General features: G+C 70.6%; 25 protein-coding genes and 1 pseudogene. 20 read left to right on the top strand and 6 right to left on the bottom strand.

The features are described from left to right. The first annotated feature begins 99 nt into the window (after window positions 1-99). The 11 genes from ABD331_RS37160 (at window position 100) to htpX (ending at window position 13,041) form a co-directional block, all read left to right on the top strand. Complete coding sequence (locus ABD331_RS37160) at window positions 100-2,679, top strand: AAA family ATPase (protein ID WP_344485779.1); 2,580 nt, start codon at window positions 100-102, stop codon at window positions 2,677-2,679. 144 nt (window positions 2,680-2,823) lie between these two features. Beyond that, on the top strand, window positions 2,824-3,297 hold the full coding sequence (locus tag ABD331_RS37155; protein WP_344485776.1) for a YflT domain-containing protein: 474 nt from the start codon (window positions 2,824-2,826) through the stop codon (window positions 3,295-3,297). A gap of 21 nt (window positions 3,298-3,318) precedes the next feature. After that, entirely contained in the window at window positions 3,319-5,214 is a 1,896-nt protein-coding gene (gene dnaK, locus ABD331_RS37150) for a molecular chaperone DnaK (RefSeq protein WP_344485773.1), read from the top strand. Window position 5,215: 1 nt separating this feature from the next. Beyond that, on the top strand, window positions 5,216-5,725 hold the full coding sequence (locus ABD331_RS37145; RefSeq protein ID WP_344485770.1) for a nucleotide exchange factor GrpE: 510 nt from the start codon (window positions 5,216-5,218) through the stop codon (window positions 5,723-5,725). Beyond that, window positions 5,725-6,684 (top strand): DnaJ C-terminal domain-containing protein, encoded by a 960-nt coding sequence (locus ABD331_RS37140; RefSeq protein WP_344485767.1) that lies wholly within the window; start codon window positions 5,725-5,727, stop codon window positions 6,682-6,684. The genes ABD331_RS37145 and ABD331_RS37140 overlap by 1 nt, the downstream gene beginning before the upstream one ends. Continuing rightward, window positions 6,681-6,974 carry a chaperone modulator CbpM gene (locus ABD331_RS37135; RefSeq protein WP_344485764.1) on the top strand — a complete coding sequence of 98 codons (294 nt, stop codon included), beginning with the start codon at window positions 6,681-6,683 and terminating at the stop codon, window positions 6,972-6,974. The genes ABD331_RS37140 and ABD331_RS37135 overlap by 4 nt, the downstream gene beginning before the upstream one ends. Before the next feature lie 24 nt (window positions 6,975-6,998). Next, a complete protein-coding gene (clpB, locus tag ABD331_RS37130; protein WP_425566139.1) occupies window positions 6,999-9,602 on the top strand; it encodes an ATP-dependent chaperone ClpB in 2,604 nt (867 codons plus the stop codon). A 1-nt stretch (window position 9,603) separates the two neighbouring features. Next, window positions 9,604-10,032 (top strand): thioredoxin, encoded by a 429-nt coding sequence (gene trxA, locus ABD331_RS37125; protein WP_344485758.1) that lies wholly within the window; start codon window positions 9,604-9,606, stop codon window positions 10,030-10,032. Beyond that, a complete protein-coding gene (locus ABD331_RS37120; protein WP_344485755.1) occupies window positions 10,029-11,693 on the top strand; it encodes an FAD-dependent oxidoreductase in 1,665 nt (554 codons plus the stop codon). Before trxA ends, ABD331_RS37120 begins: the two co-directional genes overlap by 4 nt. 5 nt (window positions 11,694-11,698) lie before the next feature. Then, window positions 11,699-12,148 carry a DUF1931 family protein gene (locus ABD331_RS37115; RefSeq protein ID WP_344485752.1) on the top strand — a complete coding sequence of 150 codons (450 nt, stop codon included), beginning with the start codon at window positions 11,699-11,701 and terminating at the stop codon, window positions 12,146-12,148. 17 nt (window positions 12,149-12,165) lie between these two features. After that, window positions 12,166-13,041: a zinc metalloprotease HtpX gene (gene htpX, locus ABD331_RS37110; RefSeq protein ID WP_344485749.1), complete on the top strand. Its 876-nt coding sequence runs from the start codon at window positions 12,166-12,168 to the stop codon at window positions 13,039-13,041. A gap of 232 nt (window positions 13,042-13,273) precedes the next feature. On the opposite strand, the gene ABD331_RS37105 is transcribed toward htpX, so the two are convergent. Then, window positions 13,274-14,092, bottom strand: a complete 819-nt coding sequence (locus tag ABD331_RS37105; RefSeq protein ID WP_344485746.1) for a winged helix-turn-helix domain-containing protein — start codon at window positions 14,090-14,092, stop codon at window positions 13,274-13,276. A gap of 556 nt (window positions 14,093-14,648) precedes the next feature. Between ABD331_RS37105 and ABD331_RS37100 the strand changes: the two genes are divergently transcribed. The 5 genes from ABD331_RS37100 (at window position 14,649) to ABD331_RS37080 (ending at window position 16,991) form a co-directional block, all read left to right on the top strand. Next, window positions 14,649-15,029, top strand: a complete 381-nt coding sequence (locus ABD331_RS37100) for a DUF2690 domain-containing protein (RefSeq protein ID WP_344485743.1) — start codon at window positions 14,649-14,651, stop codon at window positions 15,027-15,029. Window positions 15,030-15,189: 160 nt separating this feature from the next. Beyond that, window positions 15,190-15,315 (top strand): hypothetical protein, encoded by a 126-nt coding sequence (locus ABD331_RS37095; protein WP_344485740.1) that lies wholly within the window; start codon window positions 15,190-15,192, stop codon window positions 15,313-15,315. Next, window positions 15,312-15,464, top strand: coding sequence for a hypothetical protein (locus tag ABD331_RS37090; RefSeq protein WP_344485737.1), 153 nt, complete (start codon window positions 15,312-15,314; stop codon window positions 15,462-15,464). The genes ABD331_RS37095 and ABD331_RS37090 overlap by 4 nt, the downstream gene beginning before the upstream one ends. A 161-nt stretch (window positions 15,465-15,625) precedes the next feature. Further along, window positions 15,626-16,498 carry an SDR family NAD(P)-dependent oxidoreductase gene (locus tag ABD331_RS37085; protein ID WP_344485733.1) on the top strand — a complete coding sequence of 291 codons (873 nt, stop codon included), beginning with the start codon at window positions 15,626-15,628 and terminating at the stop codon, window positions 16,496-16,498. Window positions 16,499-16,517: 19 nt separating this feature from the next. Next, complete coding sequence (locus tag ABD331_RS37080) at window positions 16,518-16,991, top strand: MerR family transcriptional regulator (protein ID WP_344485730.1); 474 nt, start codon at window positions 16,518-16,520, stop codon at window positions 16,989-16,991. 85 nt (window positions 16,992-17,076) lie between these two features. On the opposite strand, the gene ABD331_RS37075 is transcribed toward ABD331_RS37080, so the two are convergent. The 3 genes and pseudogenes from ABD331_RS37075 to ABD331_RS37065 form a co-directional block, all read right to left on the bottom strand. Continuing rightward, window positions 17,077-17,553 (bottom strand): SDR family NAD(P)-dependent oxidoreductase, encoded by a 477-nt coding sequence (locus ABD331_RS37075; protein ID WP_344486132.1) that lies wholly within the window; start codon window positions 17,551-17,553, stop codon window positions 17,077-17,079. Window positions 17,554-17,668: 115 nt separating this feature from the next. After that, a pseudogene (locus ABD331_RS61080) lies at window positions 17,669-17,851 on the bottom strand (SDR family NAD(P)-dependent oxidoreductase); the annotation flags it as partial. A gap of 37 nt (window positions 17,852-17,888) precedes the next feature. Beyond that, window positions 17,889-18,647, bottom strand: a complete 759-nt coding sequence (locus ABD331_RS37065) for an SDR family NAD(P)-dependent oxidoreductase (protein WP_344485723.1) — start codon at window positions 18,645-18,647, stop codon at window positions 17,889-17,891. Between the two features lie 163 nt (window positions 18,648-18,810). Here ABD331_RS37065 and ABD331_RS37060 point away from each other — a divergent pair, with 163 nt between their 5' ends. Continuing rightward, window positions 18,811-19,653 carry a helix-turn-helix transcriptional regulator gene (locus ABD331_RS37060; RefSeq protein WP_344485720.1) on the top strand — a complete coding sequence of 281 codons (843 nt, stop codon included), beginning with the start codon at window positions 18,811-18,813 and terminating at the stop codon, window positions 19,651-19,653. Window positions 19,654-19,716: 63 nt separating this feature from the next. On the opposite strand, the gene ABD331_RS37055 is transcribed toward ABD331_RS37060, so the two are convergent. Continuing rightward, a complete protein-coding gene (locus ABD331_RS37055) occupies window positions 19,717-20,301 on the bottom strand; it encodes a TetR family transcriptional regulator (protein ID WP_344485717.1) in 585 nt (194 codons plus the stop codon). A 120-nt stretch (window positions 20,302-20,421) separates the two neighbouring features. On the opposite strand from ABD331_RS37055, the gene ABD331_RS37050 reads away from it, so the two are divergent. After that, entirely contained in the window at window positions 20,422-21,330 is a 909-nt protein-coding gene (locus ABD331_RS37050; protein WP_344485714.1) for an SDR family oxidoreductase, read from the top strand. Window positions 21,331-21,494: 164 nt separating this feature from the next. Continuing rightward, the gene (locus tag ABD331_RS61075) at window positions 21,495-22,232 is read left to right on the top strand and encodes a transposase (RefSeq protein WP_425566135.1); all 738 of its coding nucleotides are present in this window, start codon (window positions 21,495-21,497) and stop codon (window positions 22,230-22,232) included. A gap of 47 nt (window positions 22,233-22,279) precedes the next feature. Here the strand turns inward: ABD331_RS61075 and ABD331_RS37045 are convergent, their stop codons facing one another. Beyond that, entirely contained in the window at window positions 22,280-22,759 is a 480-nt protein-coding gene (locus ABD331_RS37045) for an ArsI/CadI family heavy metal resistance metalloenzyme (RefSeq protein ID WP_344485711.1), read from the bottom strand. 83 nt (window positions 22,760-22,842) lie between these two features. Here ABD331_RS37045 and ABD331_RS37040 point away from each other — a divergent pair, with 83 nt between their 5' ends. Then, entirely contained in the window at window positions 22,843-23,226 is a 384-nt protein-coding gene (locus ABD331_RS37040; protein WP_344485709.1) for an ArsR/SmtB family transcription factor, read from the top strand. Window positions 23,227-23,323 lie beyond the last annotated feature (97 nt).

Raw genomic sequence — 23,323 nt, 5'->3', positions numbered from 1 at the left:
ATCCCCCAGCCGGGTAGTCGTCCCCGCCGGGAGCGAAAGATCTTGTCGGCAATGGGATTCCCCGTTTCCTTTCGTGGCAGGCGCTCCGTGGGAGGACTCATGTGGGGACGCGATCGGGAGTGGCGTCACGTCGAGGGCCTGCTGCAGACGTTGCGGCGAGGTGGGGGCGGGACGCTCCTGGTGGACGGTGAGCCGGGGTCGGGGAAGAGCCGGTTACTGGCCGAAGCCGTCGCCGAGGCGTCCGTACGTGGGATCGGGGTCGTGCACGGCAGGGTGGAGGAGCTGGGCGAGCTTGCTCCGTGCAGCATGTTGCTGGAGGCATTCGGCCTGCGGTCCGAACTGGGAGGCGACGACGGCTCCGCCCGCTCCGCCCCGCTGGTCCTGGAGCGGTTGCGGCTGGGTTTCGAGCGGCTGGCCCCCGGCCCGGTGCTGGCCGCGCTCGACGACCTGCAACGGGCGGACCCGGCGACGCTGAGGATGGTGCACACCCTGCACGACGTGATGGCCGACCGGCCCATCAGCTGGCTGATGTTCCGCTCGACCGCGCCGAGCGGGTGCCAGGCCGTGTCGCTGTTCGACATCCTGGAGCGGGAGGGGGCCGACAGGGTGGCGCTCGCGCCGCTGGCGCCGGCCGCGGTCGTCGCGCTGACCGAGGACACTCTCGGGAGGTCGGCCGATCCGGCGACGCGGGCGCTGGCGGCGACGGCCGGCGGCAATCCGCTGCTGATCACCGAGTTGTTCGCGGGGCTGCGCGATGAGGGGCTGCCGCGGGACGCGGCGCGGGACCGCGTGCCCGGCCGGCTGCGGATCGTGGTGCGGGGCTGGATCGACACCCTGAGCACGAACGCCAGGAGCCTGGTGGAGACGATGGCCGTGCTCGGCCGCTCGCTGTCGCTGGAGCACGCCGCGTCGCTGCTCGACACCACGCCGGCCGCGTTGCTTCCGGTCACGGAGGAGGCCACGGCCGCGGGCATCCTGATCGTGACCGAGCACGGCCTCATCTTCCGGCACGACCTGGTCGCGGGCATCGTCGCCGCGGCCATTCCTCCCTTGGTGCGGCAGGCCCTGCTCGACCAGTCCGGCGTTCTCATGGGCTCCGTGGGGGTGGCGCCGGCTCGCCTGCTCACCGGCCCGGCCTCCACCGCCGTGGACGCGGCGATCGCCAGCGGGCGGCTGCACGAGGCCGAGGAGATGGTGCGGGGCCGCCTGGCCGAGCACGGCTCCGTGTACGGTTCGGCCGAACTGCGCTGCCTGCTGGCGGACACGTTGTACCTGACGGGCAGGGGAGACGAGGCGATCCACGAGGCAGGGACGGTGCTGGCGGTCCCGGGTCTGCCCGATCACGTACGCGAGCGGGCGACCCTGGTCCGGCTGTACGCCACGACCCGCCTGCGGGACGGCGGCACCGCGCGGGCGTACGCGCAGGAGGTCATCGACGCCAAGGACCGCTACGGTCCAGGGGCGAGGAGCGCCGCGCTGGTCGCCCTGGCCACCGCGGAGCGGCACGAGGGCAGGCTCGCCGGCGCGCTGGCCCTGGCGGAGAGCGCCGACCGGCCGGTCGGGCCCGGCTCTGCGAAGGAACGCCGCTACGAGGCCCGCCTGATCGCGGCGGGCGTGCTCGTCGACGTCCACCGGCTGGACGAGGCGCGGGCGATGCTGCGCCAGGCTCGTAAGGACATGTTCGACCATGGTCATCTGGCCTGGGCCGCGGACGCCTCGGCGGTGGAGGCCCGCCTGGAGCTGCTCGCGGGCCGTTTCGACGACGCGGTCACCGAGGCGAGGCGGGCCCTGGACCTGGCCGGCGCGCTCAACACGCCACTGTCGGTCGCGGCGGCCTGCGCGGTGCTCGCCGCCGTCGCGCTGCGGCGCGGCGACCTGCAGGGAGCGGCGCATCATCTCGGGGACCAGCCCGGAGGAGCGGCCGAGGCCCGCTTGCGGCACGCCCTGCTGGCCGCGCAGGTCGCGGAGGCCCGCGACGGGCCGCGCGGTGCGATGAGCCTGCTCGCCGACCTGCCCCGCCCGCTGCTGCTCGCCATCGAACCCGCGGCAGGCCCGTGGATGGCCCGGGTCGCCCTGAGCGCGGGCGACCGGGCGGCGGCCGAGTCCGTCGTCGCCGCCGCAGAGGCACTCGGCGGGGCCAACCATGAGTTTCCTGCGTTGGACGCCGCCGCCGCGCATGCCAGGGGCCTGCTCGACGGGGATCGCGAAGCGCTCGCCCTGGCCGCCCGCCGGGCCGAGGACGTGTGGGCGCGGGCCTCCGCCGAGGAGGACCTCGGCAAGGTGCTCGCCGCCGCGGGCCTCCGCGTGGAGGCCGCGGAAAGCCTGGAGCGCGCCCTGAACACGTACGACGGCATCGGCGCAGTGAGGGACGCCGCACGCATCCGCCGGAGGCTGCGCGGCGTGGGGGTGCGCCACCGGCACTGGAGCTACGCCGAACGCCCGGTATCCGGCTGGGACAGCCTGACCGAGACCGAGCACACCGTCTCGTTGCTCGCCGCGGACGGCATGACCAACCCGCAGATCGCCGAGCAGATGTTCATCAGCGTGCACACGGTCGCGTTCCACCTGCGGCAGGTCTTCCGCAAGCTGAGCATCAGATCCAGGGTCGAGCTCGCGCGGCTGGCGGCGGAGCAGACCCGGGACGGCCTCGGTCAGCCACCCGGCGGAGGGCGCGTCTGAGCCGACGCCGGCACGGGGCCGCGGCGATGACTACCCGGCTGGGGGATGTGGCCCTCTGAAGCGTCCGGAACGCTCGAAACCAAGGGAGAGGACGTCATCAACCGTGTTCTCAGGGTTCTCAGCCTGAGGAGGAAAGGGGAAGCCGTGTCCATCGCGCCGTCAGGCCCCATCATGACCGACCGTGAACTGATCGGAAGCTACGGCAGCTACGAGGAGGCGCAAAAGGTCGTCGACCACCTGTCCGACAACGGGTTCACCGTAGGCGGGACGCTCATCGTCGGCTCCGGCCTGCACTCGCTGGAGCGGGTCATCGCGCGGATGACCCATCTGCGGGCGGCCGGCTGGGGTGCGGCTAGCGGAGCCTGGTTCGGGCTCCTCATCGGCTTGTTCCTGGCGATCTTCTCCACCACCGTCGCCTTCGGGTTGCCCCTGATGTTGTGGGGGCTGCTGTGGGGTGCGGTGGCGGGAGCGGTCTTCGGCCTGATCTCGCACCTGATGCTGCGCGGTCAGCGGGACTTCGTCTCCGAGAGCACCCTCGTCGCCGACAAGTACGAGGTCCTCGTGCCGTCAGAGCACGCGGCCAAGGCACATGAACTGCTCCGAGGAATGACCGGATAGGAACCGAAGGGGGAGCGAGAAATGGCGAAGGCAGTCGGCATCGATCTCGGTACCACCAACTCGGTGATCGCCGCCACGGTGGACGGTCACCCCACGGTGATACCCAACGTCGAAGGCTCCCGGACGACGCCGTCCGTGGTGGCGTTCACCGATCAGGGCGAACGGCTGGTCGGCCAGCTGGCCCGCCGTCAGGCCATCCTGAACCCGAAGGGAACGATCTATTCCGCCAAACGTTTCATCGGCCGCCGCTACGAGGAGATCGAGAGCGAGCAGCACGCCGTCTCCTTCGACGTCGTGGAGGGGCCTCAGGGAGCCGTGCGCTTCCAGGTCGGCGACAAGCAGTACGCGCCGGAGGAGGTCTCCGCGCTCGTCCTGCGCAAGCTGGTCGCGGACGCGGCGAAGTACCTGGGCGAGAAGGTGACCGAGGCGGTCATCACCGTTCCCGCGTACTTCAACGACGCCCAGCGCCAGGCGACCAAGGACGCGGGGCGCATCGCGGGGCTCGAGGTCCTGCGGATCATCAACGAGCCGACGGCGGCGGCGCTCGCGTACGGGCTGGACAAGAAGTCCAATGAGACCGTGCTGGTCTTCGACCTGGGCGGTGGCACGTTCGACGTCAGCATCCTGGACATCGGCGAGGGCGTGGTCGAGGTCCGCGCCACCTCCGGGGACGGGCATCTCGGCGGTGACGACTTCGACCGCCGGATCGTCGACCACCTGGCCGACGAGTTCCAGCGGGACCAGGGCATCGACCTGCGCAACGACCCGCAGGCTCTGCAGCGCCTGTTCGAGGCGGCGGAGAAGGCCAAGGTCGAGCTCTCCGAGGTCACCCAGACCACGATCAGCCTGCCGTTCGTCACGGCGGACGCCTCGGGGCCCAAGCACCTCAACACCACGCTCATGCGTTCCACGTTCGAGCAGATCACGGCCGACCTGGTCGAGCGCTGCGTCACTCCCGTCAAGCAGGCGATACAGGACGCCAAGCTCAGGCCCGCGGACATCGACGAGGTGATTCTCGTCGGCGGGTCGACCAGGATGCCCGCCGTGCAGAACCTCGTGCGCCGGCTGACCGACGGCAAGGACCCCAACATGACGGTGAACCCGGACGAGGTCGTCGCCATCGGCGCGGCGGTCCAGGCCGGGATCATCAAGGGCGAGGTGCAGGACGTCGTCCTGCTCGACGTCACGCCCCTGTCGCTGGGCGTGGAGACCCTCGGCGGCCTGATGACCAAGGTCATCGAGCGCAACACGACGATCCCGGCGCGCCGCACCGAGGTCTTCAGCACGGCCGAGGACAACCAGAACGCCGTCGACATCGTCATCCTGCAAGGGGAGCGGGAGCGCGCCGCCGACAACCGGGTGCTCGGGCGCTTCCGGCTGGAGAACATCCGGCCTGCGCCGCGGGGGGTGCCACAGATCGAGGTCACCTTCGACATCGACGCCAACGGCATACTCAACGTCTCGGCCCGGGACAAGGACACCGGTGCCGAGCAGCGGATCACCATCAGCGAGAGCTCCAACCTGGACAAGTCAGAGATCGAGCGGATGGTCGCCGACGCCGAGCAGCACCGTACGGAGGACCTCAGGCTCCGGGAGACCATCGACGCGCGCAACGAGCTGGACTCGGTCGCCTACCAGGTGGAACGCCGCCTGGAGGAGCTGGGCGACGCCGTACCCGTGCACGAGAAGGCGCGTGCGGAACAGCTCGTGCAGGACGCCAGGCAGGCGATCAAGGAAGAGGTGCCGGTGGACCGGCTGCGCGCGCTCAGCGGAGAGCTGCAGCAGGTCTATCACGGACTCGGGGCCGCCGCTGGCGGCGGGCCGAGCGTGCCGCCGCAGGGCAGGACGGAAAACGCCCCCGGCGGCAGCGACGAGGACGTGATCGACGCCGAATTCACGACCTCGGAGCCCCAGTGACATGAACGAGCACATCCAGGACCAGGGCGGCGTGCCCACCACGCGGGGCGAACAGGCGCCCGCGGAGACCGACGCGAAGCTGGCCGAGCTGGAGGACCGGTGGCTGCGGGCGGCCGCGGAGCTGGACAACCTGCGCAAGCGCATCGCGCGCGACGCCGAGCGGATCAGGGCCGAGGAGCGGTCCAAGGTGACGGCCGCGTGGTTGCCCGTTCTGGACAACCTGGAGCTCGCGCTGAGCCACGCGGTCCGCGGCGACGGTGGCGGGGACGCTGTGCTCGAAGGGGTGCGAGCGGTACGCGACCAGGCGGTCACCCTGCTCGACAAGCTCGGCTACCCCCGCCACGACGAGACCGGTGTGCCCTTCGACCCCGCCCGCCACGAGGCGGTGACGACAGTCGAACGGGAAGACGTCGATCCTGGCACCGTGGTGGAGGTGCTCAGGCCCGGCTACGGCGACGGCGAGCGGCAGCTCAGGCCGGCCGTCGTGGCCGTCGCGAAGAAGGTGGAGTGATGGCCGAACGCCGGGACTTCTACGAGGTGCTCGGCGTCGGCCGGAACGCCGACGCCGACGAGATCCAGCGGGCCTACCGCAAGCTCGTGCGCGCCCACCACCCCGACGTCAACAAGGATCCCGGCGCCGAGGACAGGTTCAAGGAGATCTCGGAGGCCTACAGCGTGCTCTCCGACCCCGAGACGCGCCGCCGCTACGACGCGTTCGGGCACGATTTCCGTCAGGTGCCGCCCGACGTCGATCCCGCGGACTGGGCCCGCGCACGCAGCCGCGCGGGCGCGGGTGCGCGGGCCGGCGCAGGGGCCGGCGCCGGGGGCGGCCGGTGGCGCTCGACCGGCGCGGAAGGCTTCGGCACGGACGAGGGCATCGACCTGGAGGACCTGCTCGGCGGCATGTTCGGCGGCCGGGGCAGACGGCAGTGGGGACCGGTGCCCGGCGCCGACCAGGAGGCGGAGCTGACGCTGAGCGTGGAGGAGGCGTATCACGGCGGACGCCGCAGCATCACGCTGCCCGGAGGCAGGCGGCTGGACGTCACGATCCCGCCCGGCGTCACCAACGGGCAGCGGATCAGGCTCGCCGGCCAGGGCGGGCACGGCAGTGAGGGAGCCCAGCGGGGCGACCTCCACCTGATCGTGCGGCTCGCCGGCCATCCCCGCTACCGGGTGGAGGGCCGCGACATCTACGCTCCGCTGCCCCTGGCTCCCTGGGAGGCGGCGCTCGGCGCCACGGTCTCCGTCGACACGCCGGGCGGCGAGGCGAAGGTGAAGGTGCCGCCGGGCACGTCCACCGGCCGCCGCCTGCGCCTGAAAGGCCGCGGCATGCCCCATCCGCGCGGCGCCGCGGGCGACTTCTACGCCGAGTCCCGGATCATGGTGCCGCCCAGGCTCACCGACGAGGAGCGGCGCCTGTTCGAGCAGCTCGCCGCCGTGTCGGACTTCGACCCCAGGAGGCGCTCATGAGCTACGCGCTCGTTCGCCAGGTCCGGCTCGACCTGGACGCCTACGCGCGGGTCACGGGCCTGCACCCGCAGGTCGTGCGCCGCCTGGTGACGCTCGGCCTGCTGGAGCCGGTCAGGAACGCCAGGGGGGAGCTGTGCTTCACGCCCGCCCAGGTGGTGGCGGCGGCCCGCATCCAGCGGTTGCACGAAGGACTGTCCATCAACTACGCCGCGATCGGCGTGGTGATCGACCTCCTCGACCGGATCGGGGAGCTGGAGGCCGCCCTGCGCGACTTCCCACGACCACGCTAGGGGGCTGGAGTGGACCCGAACAGGATGACGCAGAAGTCGCAGGAAGCCCTGCACGACGCGCAGACCAAAGCCTTGCGCTTCGGTCATACCGAGGTCGACGGCGAACACCTCCTGCTGGCCCTGCTCGACCAGCCCGAGGGGCTGGCGCCCAGACTGCTGGAGCAGGCCGGCGCCGATCCGCGGCGCCTGCACGCCGACCTGGAGAACGAGCTGTCGCGTCGGCCCAAGGTCAGTGGCCCGGGCGCCGCGCCCGGCCAGGTGTTCCTCACCCAGCGCCTGTCGCGGCTGCTCGACGCCGCCGACCGGGAGGCACGCCGGCTCAAGGACGAGTACGTCTCCGTCGAGCACCTGCTGCTGGCCCTCATCGAGGAGGGATCCACGACCGCGTCCGGACGTCTCATGCACGGCCAGGGCCTGAGCAGGGATCGATTCCTGGAGGCGCTCACCGCCGTGCGGGGCAACCAGCGCGTCACCTCGGCCATGCCGGAGGTGGCCTACGAGGCGCTGGAGAAGTACGGGCGCGACCTGGTCGCCGACGCCCGGGCGGACAGGCTCGACCCGGTGATCGGCCGGGACGGCGAGATCCGGCGGGTGATCCAGATCCTCTCCCGCAAGACCAAGAACAACCCGGTCCTGATCGGCGATCCCGGAGTCGGCAAGACGGCGGTCGTCGAGGGGCTGGCCCAGCGCATCGTCAGCGGCGACGTCCCGGAGGGACTGCGCGACAAGACCGTCTTCAGCCTGGACATGGGCGCGCTCGTGGCCGGCGCCAAGTACCGCGGGGAGTTCGAGGAACGCCTCCAGGCCGTGCTGAACGAGGTGAAGGCGGCGGAGGGACGGATCCTGCTGTTCGTGGACGAGCTCCACACGGTGGTCGGAGCCGGGGCGACCGAGGGCGCCATGGACGCCGGCAACATGCTCAAGCCCATGCTGGCCCGCGGCGAGCTGCACATGATCGGCGCGACCACGGTGGACGAGTACCGCAAGCACATCGAGAAGGACGCCGCCCTGGAGCGCAGGTTCCAGCCGGTGCTGATCGACGAGCCCTCGATCGAGGACACCATCTCCATCCTGCGCGGCCTGCGGGAACGCCTGGAGGTCTTCCACGGGGTGAAGATCCAGGACAGCGCGCTCGTCGCCGCCGTGACGCTGAGCCACCGCTACATCTCCGACCGGTTCCTGCCGGACAAGGCGATCGACCTGGTGGACGAGGCGTGCGCGATGATCCGGACGGAGATCGACTCCATGCCGGCCGAGCTGGACGCCCTGACCAGGCGGGTACGGCGGCTGGAGATCGAGGAGGCCGCGCTGGCCAAGGAGGACGACCCGGCCAGCCGGGAGCGCCTCACCGAGCTGCGCGAGGAACTGGCCGCCGCGCGGACCGAGGCCGAGGCGATGCGGACCCAGTGGGAGGCCGAGCGCTCCGCCCTCCGCAAGGTCCAAGGCCTGCGGCAGGAGATCGAGGCCGTGCGGCGCGAAGCCGAGCAGGCCGAACGCGACTACGACCTCAACCGCGCCGCCGAGCTGCGCCACGGCAGGCTGCCCGAGCTGGAGCGCCGCCTGCAGGCGGAGGAGGAGCGGCTGGGCACCCGGCAGAGCGGTAACCGGCTGCTGCGCGAAGTGGTGACCGAAAGGGAGATCGCGGACATCGTCTCCCGCTGGACCGGCATCCCGGTGGCCCGGCTGCAGGAGGCCGAACGGGACAAGCTGCTCAAGCTCGACCAGATCCTGCACGAGCGCGTCGTCGGACAGGAGGAGGCCGTGCGGCTGGTGGCCGACGCCATCATCCGCGCCCGCTCGGGCATCAAGGACCCCAGACGTCCCATCGGGTCGTTCCTCTTCCTCGGGCCGACCGGCGTCGGCAAGACCGAGCTGGCCAGGTCCCTCGCGGAGGCCCTGTTCGACACCGAGGACAACATGGTCCGCATCGACATGAGCGAGTATCAGGAACGGCACACGGTCAGCCGCCTCGTCGGCGCTCCTCCTGGCTACGTCGGCTACGAGGAGGGCGGGCAGCTCACGGAGGCGGTGCGGCGCAAGCCGTACTCGGTGGTGCTCTTCGACGAGATCGAGAAGGCCCACGCGGACGTCTTCAACACGCTGCTGCAGGTCCTGGACGATGGCCGGCTGACCGACGCGCAGGGCCGCACGGTCGACTTCCGCAACACCGTGATCATCATGACGTCGAACATCGGCTCCCAGCACCTGCTCGACGGGATCACCTCCGACGGCGAGATCAAGCCCGAGGCTCACGACGGCGTGATGGCAGAGCTGCGCCGGCACTTCCGGCCCGAGTTCCTCAACAGGATCGACGACGTCGTGCTGTTCAAGCCGCTGACCGAGGCGGAGATCGAACGGATCGTCGACCTGATGTTCACCGACATCAGGCAGCGGCTGGCCGACCGGCGGCTTACCCTGGAGATCACCGAGGAGGCCCGCAAGCTCATCGCCAACCAGGGATACGACCCGGTCTACGGCGCCCGGCCGCTGCGCCGCTTCATCGCTCGGGAGGTCGAGACCAGGATCGGCCGGGCCCTGCTCGCCGGAGACGTCCCCGACGGCTCGGCCATCGTGGTCGGCGCCGACAAGGGCGAGCTGAACGTCACCTTCTACGCCCCGGGGAGCTGACATGCACACCGTGCGCTGCGCCCACTGCGGGAGGCCGAACAAACTGCCGGAGGCCTCCTCGGGAACGCCCCGCTGCGGCAACTGCCACCAGCCGCTGCCGTGGATCACCGACGCCGGCGACGACACCTTCGCGGAGGTCGCCGAACGGGCCGACCTGCCGGTGCTCGTCGATTTCTGGGCGGAGTGGTGCGGGCCGTGCCGGATGGTCACGCCCGCCCTCGAACAGGTCGCCCAGGAGCTGGCGGGACGCGTGAAGCTCGTCAAGGTCGACGTGGACCGGTCCCCGGCCCTCTCGCAGCGCTTCACGATCACCGGCATTCCGGCGCTCATGATGCTCAACGAGGGCCGCGTCGTGGCTCAACGCGTCGGCGCGGCCCCGGCGGCCCAGTTGCGCGCATGGGTCGAGGACACGCTGAGGACGCCGTCATGACGCGGCCGACGGCCACCCTGCCCGAGACGCCGGACCTGTACGGGGCCTATCCCCGGCTGGACGAACGGCGCATCGCGGACCTGTCGCGGTGCGGCGAGCGCAGGTCCGTGTCGCCCGGCGAGATCCTCTACCGGGAGGGCGAGCCCGCCCGTGAGTTCATCGTGATCCTGCGCGGCAAGGCGGCCACGGTCGAGGGATACGGCAGCGCGCAGGAGCGCACGATCGCCGTCCACGGCCCAGGCCGTTTCCTCGGCGAGCTGGGCCTGCTCACCCGCCAGGTCGGGTTCCTGACCGCGGTCGTGCGGGAGGCCGGTGAGATCCTCGCCGTCGGGGCCGACCAGGTGTGCACGCTGGTGGCCGGTGACCCGGAGTTCGGGGACCTCGTCCTGCGGGCCTACCTGACCCGCCGTACCCTGCTGATCGGGATGGACGCCGGGTTCCGCATCATCGGCTCCCGCTACTCGCCCGACGCCCGCCGGCTGCGCGAGTTCGCCGCCCGCAACAGGCTCCCGCACCGGTGGATCGACCTGGAGGACGACGAGGAGGCGGAGGCGCTGCTGCGCCGGCTCGGCATCTCCCCGCAGGAGACGCCGGTCGTGATCTGGCACGGAGACCAGGTGCTGCGCAACCCGACCGCCGCCACGCTGGCCAAGACCATCGGCCTGCCCGCGCCGCGGCCCGGCAACGGCGTGTGCGACCTGATCGTCGTAGGCGCGGGCCCCGCAGGGCTGGCCGCCAGCGTGTACGCGGCCTCGGAGGGCCTGACCACGGTCGTGCTCGACGCGGTCGCCGCGGGCGGCCAGGCGAGCACCTCCTCCCGCATCGACAACTATCTCGGCTTCCCGTCGGGCATCTCGGGCGCCGAACTCGCCGAACGCGCCGTCATCCAGGCCGCCAAGTTCGGCGCCCGGCTGACCGTACCGGCCGAGGCGAGCGGACTGGAGTCCGACAACGGACACCACAGCGTGCTCATCGAGGGCGGGCCCGCCGTGCGGGGCCACGCCGTGCTCATCGCCACCGGCGCTCGCTACCGCAAACTCAACGTTCCCGACCTGGAGAAGTACGAAGGCTGCGGCGTCTACTACGCGGCGACGCCGTTCGAGCTGCGCATGTGCCGGCAGGCGCCGGTGGTCGTCGTCGGCGGCGGCAACTCCGCGGGCCAGGCGGCACTTTACCTGGCAAGGAACGCCTCGTCGGTGCGCATGCTCGTCCGCGGCGGAGACCTCAGCGAGAGCATGTCCCGCTACCTCATCGACGCGATCGACCGGACGCCCGGCATCGAGGTCATGTTCCACACCGAGGTGCGCGAACTCCTCGGGGACGGCTCCCTGCGGGCCGTCCGCGCCCAGAACAACCAGACGGGGCACCCCGTCGAGATCGAGACCAACGCGATGTTCGTGTTCATCGGCGCGGATCCGCACACCGGCTGGCTGGCGGGCGCCGTCGCGCTGGACGACCGGGGCTTCGTCACCACGGGCGCCGGCTCGTCGCACGGGGAGGCCCTTCCCCTGGAGACCGGGCGGCCCGGCGTGTTCGCCGTCGGAGACGTCCGCAGCGGGTCGGTCAAACGGGTCGCATCCGCGGTCGGGGAGGGCGCCATGGCCGTACGCCTGCTGCACGAACGATTCACCATGACAGAGCATCGACAGCAAGGACGGTGATTGCGATGCCAGTGATCGCGGTTTCCAGGTTCGAGCACTTCTTCCGCGCCGCCGCAGGACTCGACGTGGACAAGTCCGACCTCAAGCGATACAGCGACTTCGTCAACCAGAAGCTGCACGACATGCTCGTCGTCGCCGAGGCCGCCGCGAAGTCGAACGGGCGGGACCTCATCCAGCCCTGGGACCTGCCCATCACCAAGGGACTGCAGGAGAGCATGCACGACTTCCGGGACCTGGACGAGGAACTGGACCTGGCGTCGATCCTGGCGGAGCTCACGGCGCTGCCTCCGCTGGACCTGTCGCTCAGCGAAGAGACCGAGGCCCGGCTGCCGGCCGTGGCGGGTGGACTCTCCGTGGCGCTCGCCAGGGCCATCAGAGCCATGGAGCCTGACCGCAAGAACCCGGCGAGCGAGCAGTGGACCCGCACGATCCGTCTCTTCGACCTGCTGCTATGACGAGAAAGGAGGACGCCATGCGTCACAACGGCTTGCGTACCGCGGTGCTGCTCGGCGCTCTGTCCGCTCTGATCATCCTGGTGGGGTGGTGGCTCGGCGGCAGCACCGGAATCCAGATCGCCGTCCTGGTCGCGCTCATCAGCAACGGCGTCGCCTACTTCTTCTCCGACAAGATCGCACTGTCGGCGATGCACGCACAGCCCGTCGGCCCCGGTGACTGGCCCGCGCTGCACCAGATGGTCCGCGAACTGGCGGAGGAGGCGCGCCAGCCCATGCCCCGGCTGTACGTCTCGCCGGTCCTGCAGCCGAACGCGTTCGCCACCGGGCGCAACCCCCGTCATGCCGCGGTGTGCGTGACCCACGGGATCACCCGGTTGCTGAACGAACGCGAGCTGCGCGCGGTCCTCGGGCACGAACTGTCGCACGTCTACAACCGCGACATTCTGATCTCCTCCGTGGCGGGAGCCCTGGCCACGATGATCACCTACCTGGCCTACATGGCCGGCTTCTTCGGCGGGGGAGACGACGACGAGGGCCCAGGCCTCCTCGGGGCCCTCCTGCTGATGATCCTCGGGCCGTTGGCGGCCGCGATCATCCAGATGGCGATCTCCCGGGCGCGCGAGTATCAGGCCGACGAGTCCGGCGCCCGGCTGACCCGTGACCCGATCGGGCTGGCCAGCGCGCTACGGAAGATCGACGCGGGCACCCGGCAACTACCGCTGCCGGAGACCGGCCGCCTCTCCTCGACCTCGCACCTCCTGATCGCCAACCCGTTCCGCGGCGCAGGCATCGGGAGACTCTTCTCCACCCACCCACCGATCGCCGACCGGATCGCCCGGCTGGAGGCCATGGCCGGCTCCCGCCCGGGACGGGGCCACCGCCCTCGGCTGTGACCTCATCGGTACGCCTCCCGAGGCGTTCGATCACCAGGAGGACCCCGGTCAGCAGCCGTTCGTGGCCCGTCCAGACGCCCACACCGCGTTCATGACCGTGCCCACCCCCGCAGGTGGAGTTCCGTCCCGGAACACGGGGAAAGGCCGGAGCAGCTGCCGACCCGGCGACGCCCGGACGGCGCGCCCGCGCCCGGAGGCTCCAGCAGGCCCAGGCAGACTGATCCGCGGCAGCTCAGGTCGTACGGTCCAGGATCCGGCCGTCGAGCAGCGCCTTTCCCAGAGGTGTGATCGTGTGCAGCACTGCCGGGCCGTCCCGTGCCGTGACGATCAGCCCTGCGTCCCGCAGCACCGTCGCGTGCCGGCTGGCGGAGGCGGGGGAGATCTCCAGGGTACGGGCGAGCTCGCTGGTGGTGGCGCTCGTGGACAGGTTGCGCAGCACGGCCGCCCTGGTCCTGCCCAGCAACGCCTCCACGCTCCGCCCGTCCACCGCCCGCTCCCAGCGGTACTTCTGGCCGATGGGATAGATGAGCACGGGAGGCAACCCCGGATCGGCCAGCGTGACAGGGACGCGCTGGCAGAAGTACGACGGCACCAGCCTCAGTCCCCGCCCCAGCAGGTGCAGCTCGCAGTCGTGGCCGAAGGTCACGTCCAGCGCCGGGTAGCGCCACCGCATGAGCGGCGCCATGCCGTCGAACAGTCCCTCCGTACCTCCCTCCAGCAGGTCGCGAGCCCGCTGGGCGCGGTCCGCGGCGACGGCCGTTCCGATGAGCGAGTGGTACGGTGCGATTGCGGCGTCGTGATACGCGCGCATCGCCGCCGCCACCCGGATCATCATCCCTGCGTCACCGGCGGCGACGCTGCTGACCCAGCCCGGCAGGCGACGGTGCAGCGCCAGCCGCGCCAACTCGTCGCTCAGCCGGTCGCGAGGCGTGGACAGGAACGACTCCAGCCCGCTGTCCAGGCCGTTCGACGCTTCAGGAGGAGTGAGGAAGTCGGGCCAGTAGGGGCTCATCGGCGCCAGCACGTCGAGCAACTGCGCGCCTTCCCGCATTCGCGCGACCCGCTCCGGCCGGCTCCTGAGATCGCCCACCCATAATCGAAAAGCCGGTCTCGGACGTTCCCGGAGCCGAAAGCGGCTGAGCACCACCTCCCAGAGCGGATCCGGCGCCGCGGCCAGCGTGACCCGCCCCAGATCATCCGCGGTGAAATAGATGCGTAAGGTCCCCATTGCCGGCCCCCGTTGGAGATGGCTGCGCGTGCCCCGCGGCCATCTTATTCGCGCGGCCAATGCCGACCTAGGGAACAGCGTTCTTGCGGGAAGGTACGGTCGTGGCCGTAATTGATTGACCGCGAACGTTGTCACTGAGCCGCCGCATCGCCCCTCGGCGGACCAGCGCTTTTTCGGCAGAACGTAAAGGTCTGTGCTCACCTTCACCGGTCGTGCGCTAATGCTGGAAGGCGGCCATGACGATCCGCGGTAACCCCGGGCAAGCGGCGATGGTCCCCCAGTGATCTCGAGTACCGCAGCGCGACGAGGGGAAACAGCAATGCGATGGCGAGCGATACCAGGTTCGGCTCTGTCACTGCTGGCCATCGGCCTCGGCCCGATGTCCGGCACCCCAGCAGCGGCGTCCGCCGCCGGTTGCAGTTGGGAAGGCTGCAACGGCCTCGATCCGCAAGCCATGGGATGCAACGGCTCATCGACCCAGACTCTCGACACCATCTGGCCGGACCGCGGGGGAATCAAGCTCGAACTCCGCTATTCGCCCACCTGTCAGGCTGTCTGGGCCAGGTACTACAACGGCATCAACGGCAACTACGGCCGGGCGGAGATTCATGGGTGCGGTGACAATTGGTGTCGCATCGCCCGTAAGACCATCGCTGGTTACGCCGGGGAGACGAACTGGACCACGATGCTTTCCTGGAGCTATCGGGTGAAGGCCTGCTTCTGGTGGGACGGCTTCCAGGACTGCACCGCTGAATTCTGACCTGATCATCCAGGTCTGCCGCAGCCGTCAGCCTTCGCGGCTGACGGCCGCTTATTGCTGTGAAGTCCTCAGGCTTTACCGGGAGGTTTTTGATACTGCATGTGATCGGAACGCCGCCGGCCACTCATCCCTTCCGAGGATGATCCGGCGGTCGCTCATCGTGATCAGCCTGCTCGGCCTCGTCGTCGGGCTGGCCGCGGCATCGGGGGCAGCGGCGGATGAGATCGGAGCCGTCAACACCGAGACCGGAGCGACCCACCTTTGGCGGCCGACACTTTCGCCGTGACGGCGGGCCAGGACACGGTGGTCGACGAGACCCTCTTCGACGGCAGCACCCTGAAGCTCAAGGTCATCGACGCTCGCACCGGCTTCTCCGGTAACAAGCGTCCACAGTCCATGTCGAGCGTGGACCCTACACGGCGCTTCGAAGCCTGATCGGCGGGCGCCCGCCGGGGCGGTCATCTTGGATTCTCGGCCTCTTCTGCAGGCCAGAGCGTTGTGATCTTATCAGGCGCGTGAGGGCGGGCCCAGTTCTGAAGATCAGCCACAAGACCCTGCTTGCCTTCGAGTGCGCTCGAAGGCCTATCTTCGCCGTCATGACCACGACAAACGGGACCAAGACCTGGATCATCACCGGTGCGAGCTCCGGTCTCGGCCTGGCGTTGGCCGAGGCGGCGCTGGCCGCGGGCGAGCAGGTGCTCGGCACGGCGCGGCGGGCCGACCGGTTCGACGCGCTCCAGGCTCAGTACGGCGACCGGTTGCTGCCGGTCGAGCACGACGTGCGCGACACGGACGCGGCCGCGGCGGTCGTACGGCGCGCCCTCGACGCATTCGGGCACGTCGACGTACTCGTCAACAATGCCGGAGCCGGGCAGGTGGGCGCTGCGGAGGAGGTCACGGACGCGCAGTTGCGCGACATGCTCGAACAGCACCTCTTCGGCCCGGCCGCCTACGTGCGCGCGGTGCTGCCGCACATGCGTGCGCGTCGTTCCGGTGCGATCGTGCAGATGAGCAGTCAGGGCGGGCGGATGTCCTTCCCCGCCGTCGGCAGTTACTCAGCCGGCAAGTTCGCACTCGAAGGCTGGTCGGAGGCGCTGGCGGGCGAGGTCGCGCCCTTCGGCGTTCGTGTCCTCATCGCCGAGCCCAGCCGCTTCCGTACCGCCTTCAACGCCGCTGAGGTACTCAACGTCGTGGACCAGCGCCCGATCTATGACGAGGTGCTCGGCGCCGTCCGCGCGAACATGGCCGAGGCCGACGGCATCCAGGAGGGCGACCCGGCACGCGCCGCCTCGGCCATCCGCGACATGCTCGACACACCCGACGCGCCGCTCAGGCTTCCGCTCGGCGCCGAGGCCGTGCGCAATCTCACCCGCAGCTACAGGAACGCGCTCAGCGACGTGGAGAAGTGGGCCCACGTGAGCCAGACGGCTGACTTTCCCGGCATGCCGCCGGCGCTACGCGCGTTCTGAGTTCCGTACCCTGTCGAACATGGCCACCGAAGACCTGATCGAGCGCATCCTCGCCGCCGGCGACGAACCGTCCGCGTCGGTCATCGATGCGCTGCACGAACTCCTCGACGACACCGCGATCGAGACCTCGGCGACGCCCAAGAGCGTCGCCGAGGCTGCCCGCCTGCTCGGCCTGTCCCCCCACACCCTCCGCTACTACGAGCAGGAGGGACTCGTACGGCCGGCACGCAACGCCTCCGGTTACCGCGAATACTCGGCGTTCGACCTGCGCCGCCTCATCTTCCTCACCAGGATGCGGCTGTCGGGAATGACCATGCAGGACCTTAAGCGCTACATCGCCCTCGTCGAGCAGGGCCCGAGCACCGTCCCGGAACGCCGGCGCATCATGCTCGACCAGCGTGACCGCATCGTGCGGCAGATCCGCGAGCTCACTCTCGCCCTGGAGACGACCGAATACAAGATCCGCGTCTACGACGGGCACCCAGAAGGCTGACCGGCGGCCGGGGTGACCGCGCAACGCCCGCCGACTTCAGGGCGACAAGTCACGGTGTAGCTCATACGGAGAAGGCCCCCCTGGACTACTGGCCGTCGAACCCCAACCAGGACCGCGCCGACCACGAGCGTGATCCGGCGCCGGTGATGAAGCCGGCGCGGGGTGAGGCGAGGAAGCAGAGCGCCTCGGCGATCTCCTCGGGCTGAGCCACCCGGCCGAGCGGCTGCGCGCCGGCGAAGGAGGCCAGGTAGGCGCGGTTGTCGGAGCGGAAGGTGTCGAGGAAGTCGGTCTCGATCACGCCTGCGGCCACGAGGTTGGCCCGGATGCCCAGCGGGCCGCCCCCGACGGCGACGACCTTGGTGAGCTGGGCCAAGGCGCCCTTGGACGCGGCGTAGGCGACGCCGTCGGGCATGCCGGCGGTACACACGTAGGAGCCGGTGCTCACGATGGCGCCGCCGCCGCGCTCGCGCATCGCGCGGAAGGCCTCGCGGGCGAAGAAGAACGAGCCGCGCGCGTTGACCGCCATCACGGCATCCCAGTCCTGCGCGGTGGTGTCCGTGATCGGCTTGTTGAGGGTGCGGCCCGCGTTGTTGACCAGGATGTCCAGACCGCCGAAACACCTCGACGGCCTCCCGCACCGCCCGCTCGGCCGTCGCCTCGTCCGTGACGTCGCCGACCAGGGGACGCACGCCGGGAAACTCCCCGGGCAGCTTCCCCACCTCCGCCCGCTGGTCGACGGCGACGATCCGGGCGCCGCGGCGGTGCAGCAGCCGGACGGTCTCCCCGCCCACGCCGCGCGCGGCCCCGGTGACGAGGGCGACCCTCCCGGCGAACTCGGCCGACGGATTCGCTGATGTCATGACTTATCGTCTCCTGGGTGGTGTGGTGTCCGGCTGCTCAGTACGCGGTGAGCCCGCCGTCCACCACGAACTCGGAGCCGGTGACGAACGAGGACTCGTCACCGGCGAGGAAGAGGTAAACGGGTGCGACCTCCTCGGCGCGGCCTGCCCGGCGCATCGGGGTGCGCTGAACGTCCGGCTGCCGGTCGCCCTGCTCGTCCAGGAGCTCCTGGATCATCGGTGTCGCGATGACCCCGGGATGCACGGAGTTGACCCGTACGCCCTGCCGCGCGTACTCGACCGCGGCCGTCTTGCTCAGCAGCCGCACCGCACCCTTGGACGCCTGATACGCGGCGGCCGAGCCGCTGCCCACGAGCCCGAGCACCGAGGAGGTGTTGATCACCGAGGCGTTGCCGCTCGCGCGCAGCAGCGGCATCGCCGCCTTCATGCCGAGCCAGGTGCCCTTCTGGTTCACGGCGATGACGCGGTCCCAGACGTCCTCCCGGGTGTCCTCGACGCCCGGCCAGTCCACGATGCCGGCCAGGTTCACCAGCACGTTCAACGTTCCGAAGCGCTCGCGTACGAGACCGATCACCGCGTCCCACTCCGATGCGGAGGAGACGTCGAGACGGGCGGCGGCGACCTCCACGCCGCGCGCCTTCAGCTTGCCTGTCAGATCCCGCAGCGGCCCCTCGGCCACGTCGGTGATCACCAGGCGGGCCCCTTCGTCCGCGAAGAGCCCGGCGGTGGCCGCGCCGATGCCTCCGGTCGCGCCGGTGATCAGCGCCACCTTGCCGGCGAGTCGTCGTCCTGTCATGGGAGATCCCCCGAATGCGCGTTGTCGTCCTCTTGCGTCGCGGGGAGCACGTTCAGCCCCGCTCCACCAAGTTTGCGCAGGTCAGCGGGCACTGACCAGGTCGTGTGCCGCCTGGGTGCGGCGCACCCAGGCAGCACACGCGGCCTCCCGATAGCTTGGGCGCATGGACGGCAACCACCTGGGAGAGTTCCTGCGCGCACGCCGCGCCGCCGTGCGGCCGGAGGACGTCGGCATGCCGAGCTACGGGGCCCGCCGGGTCGCCGGGCTGCGCCGTGAGGAGGTCGCCGTCCTGGCCGGAGTGAACGCCGACTACTACACTCGCCTGGAACAAGGACGCGAGCGCAACCCCTCGCCCCAGGTGCTCGACGCCCTCAGCCGTGCGCTGCGCCTCGACGACGACGCCCGGGCGCACCTGTTCCGGCTGGCGGGGACGGTGCCGGGCGATTCGTCCCGGGCCCACGTCCCCGGTCAGGTCAGCCCCGCGCTGCGCCAGTTGATGGACGGCTACCCGCACATCCCCGCGTACGTGATGAACCGGACCATGGACATCCTGGCCACCAACGCGCTCGCAGACGCCCTGTACGCCCCCTTCGATCCGGCGGACAACCTGGCCCGCATGACCTTCCTCGACCCCGCAGGCCGCGCCTTCTACACCGACTGGGACCGGGCGGCCCAGGCCACCGTCGCCAACCTGCGCCAGGCCGCCGGCTTCGACCCGGACGACCCGCGCCTGGCCGACCTCGTCCGCGCCCTCACCGATGGCAGCGCCGAGTTCGCCCGCCTCTGGAACGCGCACACCGTCCGGGGCAAGACCCAGGACGCCAAGCGCTTCCTGCACCCCGAGGTCGGCCCGCTCACGCTCACCTACCAGGCTTTCGACGTACGCGACGCGCCCGGCCAGCAGCTCGTGATCTACCACGCGGAGCCGGGCAGCCCCAGCGCGCAAGCCCTCGATCTCCTCGGCTCCCTGCACGCCACCCGACGGCAGGGCGAACCACGCGGGTAAGGACCCCGGCGGCGGTACGGGCGTCGCGGCCACGGGCGCGGGCCCTGGTCATCGGCTCGGGTCTTATCGGCTTCGGTCGCCGGCCGGGGTGGTCAGGCAGAGGGCGCGCAGGTCGTCGAAGGCTCGCAGGAGGTGCGCGTCCAGGCTCTGCGCGGGGTCGTCGATCCAGGCTTGGGCCGCGTGGTGGAAGGCGGCCCACCCGACGTGGGCGGCCAGGCCGGCCTGCCGGTCGGCGACACCGCGCTGTCGCAGCGCCTCCGCCACGGTTTCGGTGATCGCGGCGGTCTTGGCCAGGTCCCGCTCGCGGAGTGCCGGCGTCGCCGCGATGACTCGCAGTCGTGGTTCGGCGAAGGGGCGGTTGTCCTCAAGGATGTGCTCGACCTTGCGGAAGGCGAAGAGCAGCAGGTCGAGCGGCTGGAGACCGTCGGGCGCCTCGGCCACCGCCTGCGTCAGGGACGCGCGCAGATGGGACTCGCCGTCGAAGAGCACCTCGCGCTTGTCGGGGAAATGCCGGAAGAACGTGCGCTCGTTGACGCCGGCCCGGGCGGCGATCTCGGCCGTGGTGGTCCGGTCGAATCCGCGTTCCCGATACAGCTCCAAGGCCGCCTGCTGAAGGCGGCGGCGCGCTTCTGCTCCGCTGCGTGGCACGCTCCGCAGGATACCGCATATGTCAGTCAGTGGCGCTACTTGACGCCAGTGACTGACGCTACGTACAGTCAGCCACTGGCGCTACGTAGTGCCAGTCACTGACGTTAAGGGAAGCGTTCCATGCATGTCTTCGTCACCGGCGGATCCGGCCAGACCGGCCCCGCAGTCGTCGCCGAGCTCCTCGCGGCCGGCCACACCGTCACAGCTCTGGCCCGCTCGGACGCCGCGGCCGCCCGGCTCAAGTCGCTGGGCGCCACACCACACCGCGGCTCCCTGGACGATCTCGACAGTCTGCGCAGCGGCGCCGAAGCCGCCGACGCAGTCCTGCACATGGCCTACGGCGGCGATTTCTCCGACCTCCACGACATGATGAGGCGCGACCGGACCGCCATCGAGACGCTCGGCCGCCCGCTGGAACACTCGGGCAAGCCGCTCATCGTCACCTCCGGCACCCTCGTCATGCCCGCCGGCCGGGAGAGCACCGAGCGGGACGAGCCCGACGCGACCGGGATCGCCGCCTTCCGCATCGCCGGAGAGCGAGCGGGCCTGGACTTCGCCACCCGGGGAGTCCGCGCCGGCGTGGTACGCCTGGCCCCTACCGTCCACGGCCCCGAAGACCATGGTTTCATCCCCATGCTCATCGCCACCGCGCGCAAGACCGGCGTCTCCGCCTATGTGGGAGACGGCGCCAACCGGTGGCCCGCGGTGCACCGGCTCGACGCGGCCGTCCTGTTCCGCCTGGCGCTGGAGAAGGCGCCCGCGGGCAGCGTGCTGCACGGAGTGGCGGAGAGCGGCGTCACCTTGAGAAGCGTCGCAGAGACGATCGCCCGGCGCCTGGACCTGCCGACCGTCTCGCTGACCCCCGAGGAGGCCGCCACGCACTTCGTCAGCCCGTTCATGGCGATCGCCTACGGCTTCGACGGGCCCGTCTCCAGTTCCTGCACCCGGGAGTTGCTCGGCTGGTCGCCCACACATCCCACACTGCTCGAAGACCTCGAGCACGGCGACTACCTGACTCCCTCGCAATGATCATCAAATGGGGGAGTGGGCTCTGACTTGCTCACTTCGATGGCAGGCGTCAGCCGCGCGAGCGGACGAACTGTTCGAGGCGGTGTTGTGCACCGAAGGGGCCGGTCAAGACGCTTACCGCGCGCTGCCGACGGGCGGATCGTGCTGGCCGCCGATGTCAGCCCGTGGCTGCGGCCGGACGCCGCGCTTCGTGCTGTCACACCTACGGTCGCAGCGCGAAGACCAGCCGGCAGATGATCCCCGGCTGGCCGTACTGCATCGTGGCCGCCCTGAAACCGGCCGCGCCTCCCGGACTGCGCTGCTGCACGCCATCCGGCTGGAGCCGAGCGCCGGTCGGCGCCACCCAGTTGCGTCAGGTCGTGGAGCGCCTGATCGCCGTGGGTCACCACCGCGCCGGCGACCCCGCCATCCTCATCGTCCTGGACGCCGGCCATGACATGCCCCGCATGGCCGGCCTGCCCGAAGAGGTTCCCGGCCGGATGCGCTGCGCCGCCCGGCTCCCTCCCGCGAGGAGTTCGACCGGGCCCATACCTACAGCGGCCGTCACCCCGAGCACGGCGCCGAGTTCGTCTTCGGAGATCCCCTTACCTGGGATGAACCCGACGCCACGACGGTCACCGACACCACCCGCGACCGCGATGGCCTGGACCGGCTACACCCGATCCCGAGGCATCAGGCCGCCTGGCAGGACTTCCCCGGCGACCCTGCCCATCATGGAGGGCACGGTGATCCGGCTACAGGTCGGTCACCTGTCTTCCGGTGGTGATCCCGGGCCGCTTTGGCTGTGGTGGGTCCGAGCTGCCAGGGGTGCTCACACCCGCCACGGCAGACCCCTCGCACCGACACCGCCACGGAACGCTTCCGCGGCACGCCGCTCCCATTCCGCCCGTCCGCTGCGGTAGGTCGCATGGGCGCGGGCGCGCCCCCGCCCATGCCGGGCAAAGGCCTGTCAGCAGCAGGCCGACTTCTGGGCCTGCTCGTCCTGGCCGGCCGCGGCCGTGGTGTCGTTGGTCGTTTCGGGTGTGGCGCAACAGGTGGAGCCGGTCTGCTTGGCCAGGGTGCCGGCGTCGGCCTTGACCACGTACACCTCCCAGGGCTCGTTGCCGGGGCCGTGCACCCACACCTTGTCCTGCAGGGCATAGCAGCAGGTGGTGTCGTTCTCCTCGAAGGTGGCCAGCCCGGCTTCGGTGAGTCGCTGGGCGGCGGCGGTGACCTGGGCGGTGTCTTCGACCTCGACGCCGAGGTGGTCCATGCGGGTGGGCTCGCCCTCCTCGCCCTCGATGAGCACCAGCTTGAGCGGCGGCTCGGTGATGGCGAAGTTGGCGTAGCCGGGGCGCAGCTTGGCCGGCTCGGCGCCGAACAGCTTGGAGTAGAAGGCGATCGAGCCCTCCAGGTCGGCGACACGGAGGGCGAGCTGGACGCGGGACATGACGATCTCCGATCGTTGTTTCGATGGATGTCTAAGCAATCCTGAGTTTGCGCCTCTGCTTAGGAATCTGTCAAATTAGAGGTATGTCGAAGCAGGAATTGCCGGTGCTCACCTCCGGATGCTGCGCGCCGTTGGTCGCCGAGCCGGTCGGCGAGGCGGAGGCGGCCGAGCTGGCGCGGGTGTTCAAGGCCCTCGGTGATCCGATCCGGGTGCGGCTGCTGTCGCTGATCGGCGCGCACGACGGCGGCAGGGTGGCCGGTGAGGGGGTGTGCGTGTGTGAGCTGACCGGCGCGTTCGCGGTCACCGCGCCGACCATCTCCCATCACCTGAAGGTGCTGCGCGAGGCCGCTCTGATCGACAGTCAGCGGCGTGGCACCTGGGTCTACTACTGGATCGTCCCGGCCACGCTCAAGCGCCTGACGGGGGTGCTCGCCCTGCCCGAAACGCTGACTGCGGACCTTCGATGAGCCCCGGCTGGGGTGAGTCGGGCCGCGGTGAACCGGGCCGCGGTGAGTTCGGCCGCGGTGAGTTCGGCCGCGGTGACCCGGGCTGAGGTGAGCCCGG

Origin of the sequence: Nonomuraea monospora (genome assembly GCF_039531895.1) — a bacterium.
Lineage (GTDB): Bacteria > Actinomycetota > Actinomycetes > Streptosporangiales > Streptosporangiaceae > Nonomuraea > Nonomuraea monospora.
This window is presented reverse-complemented; position numbering and strand designations above follow the sequence as displayed.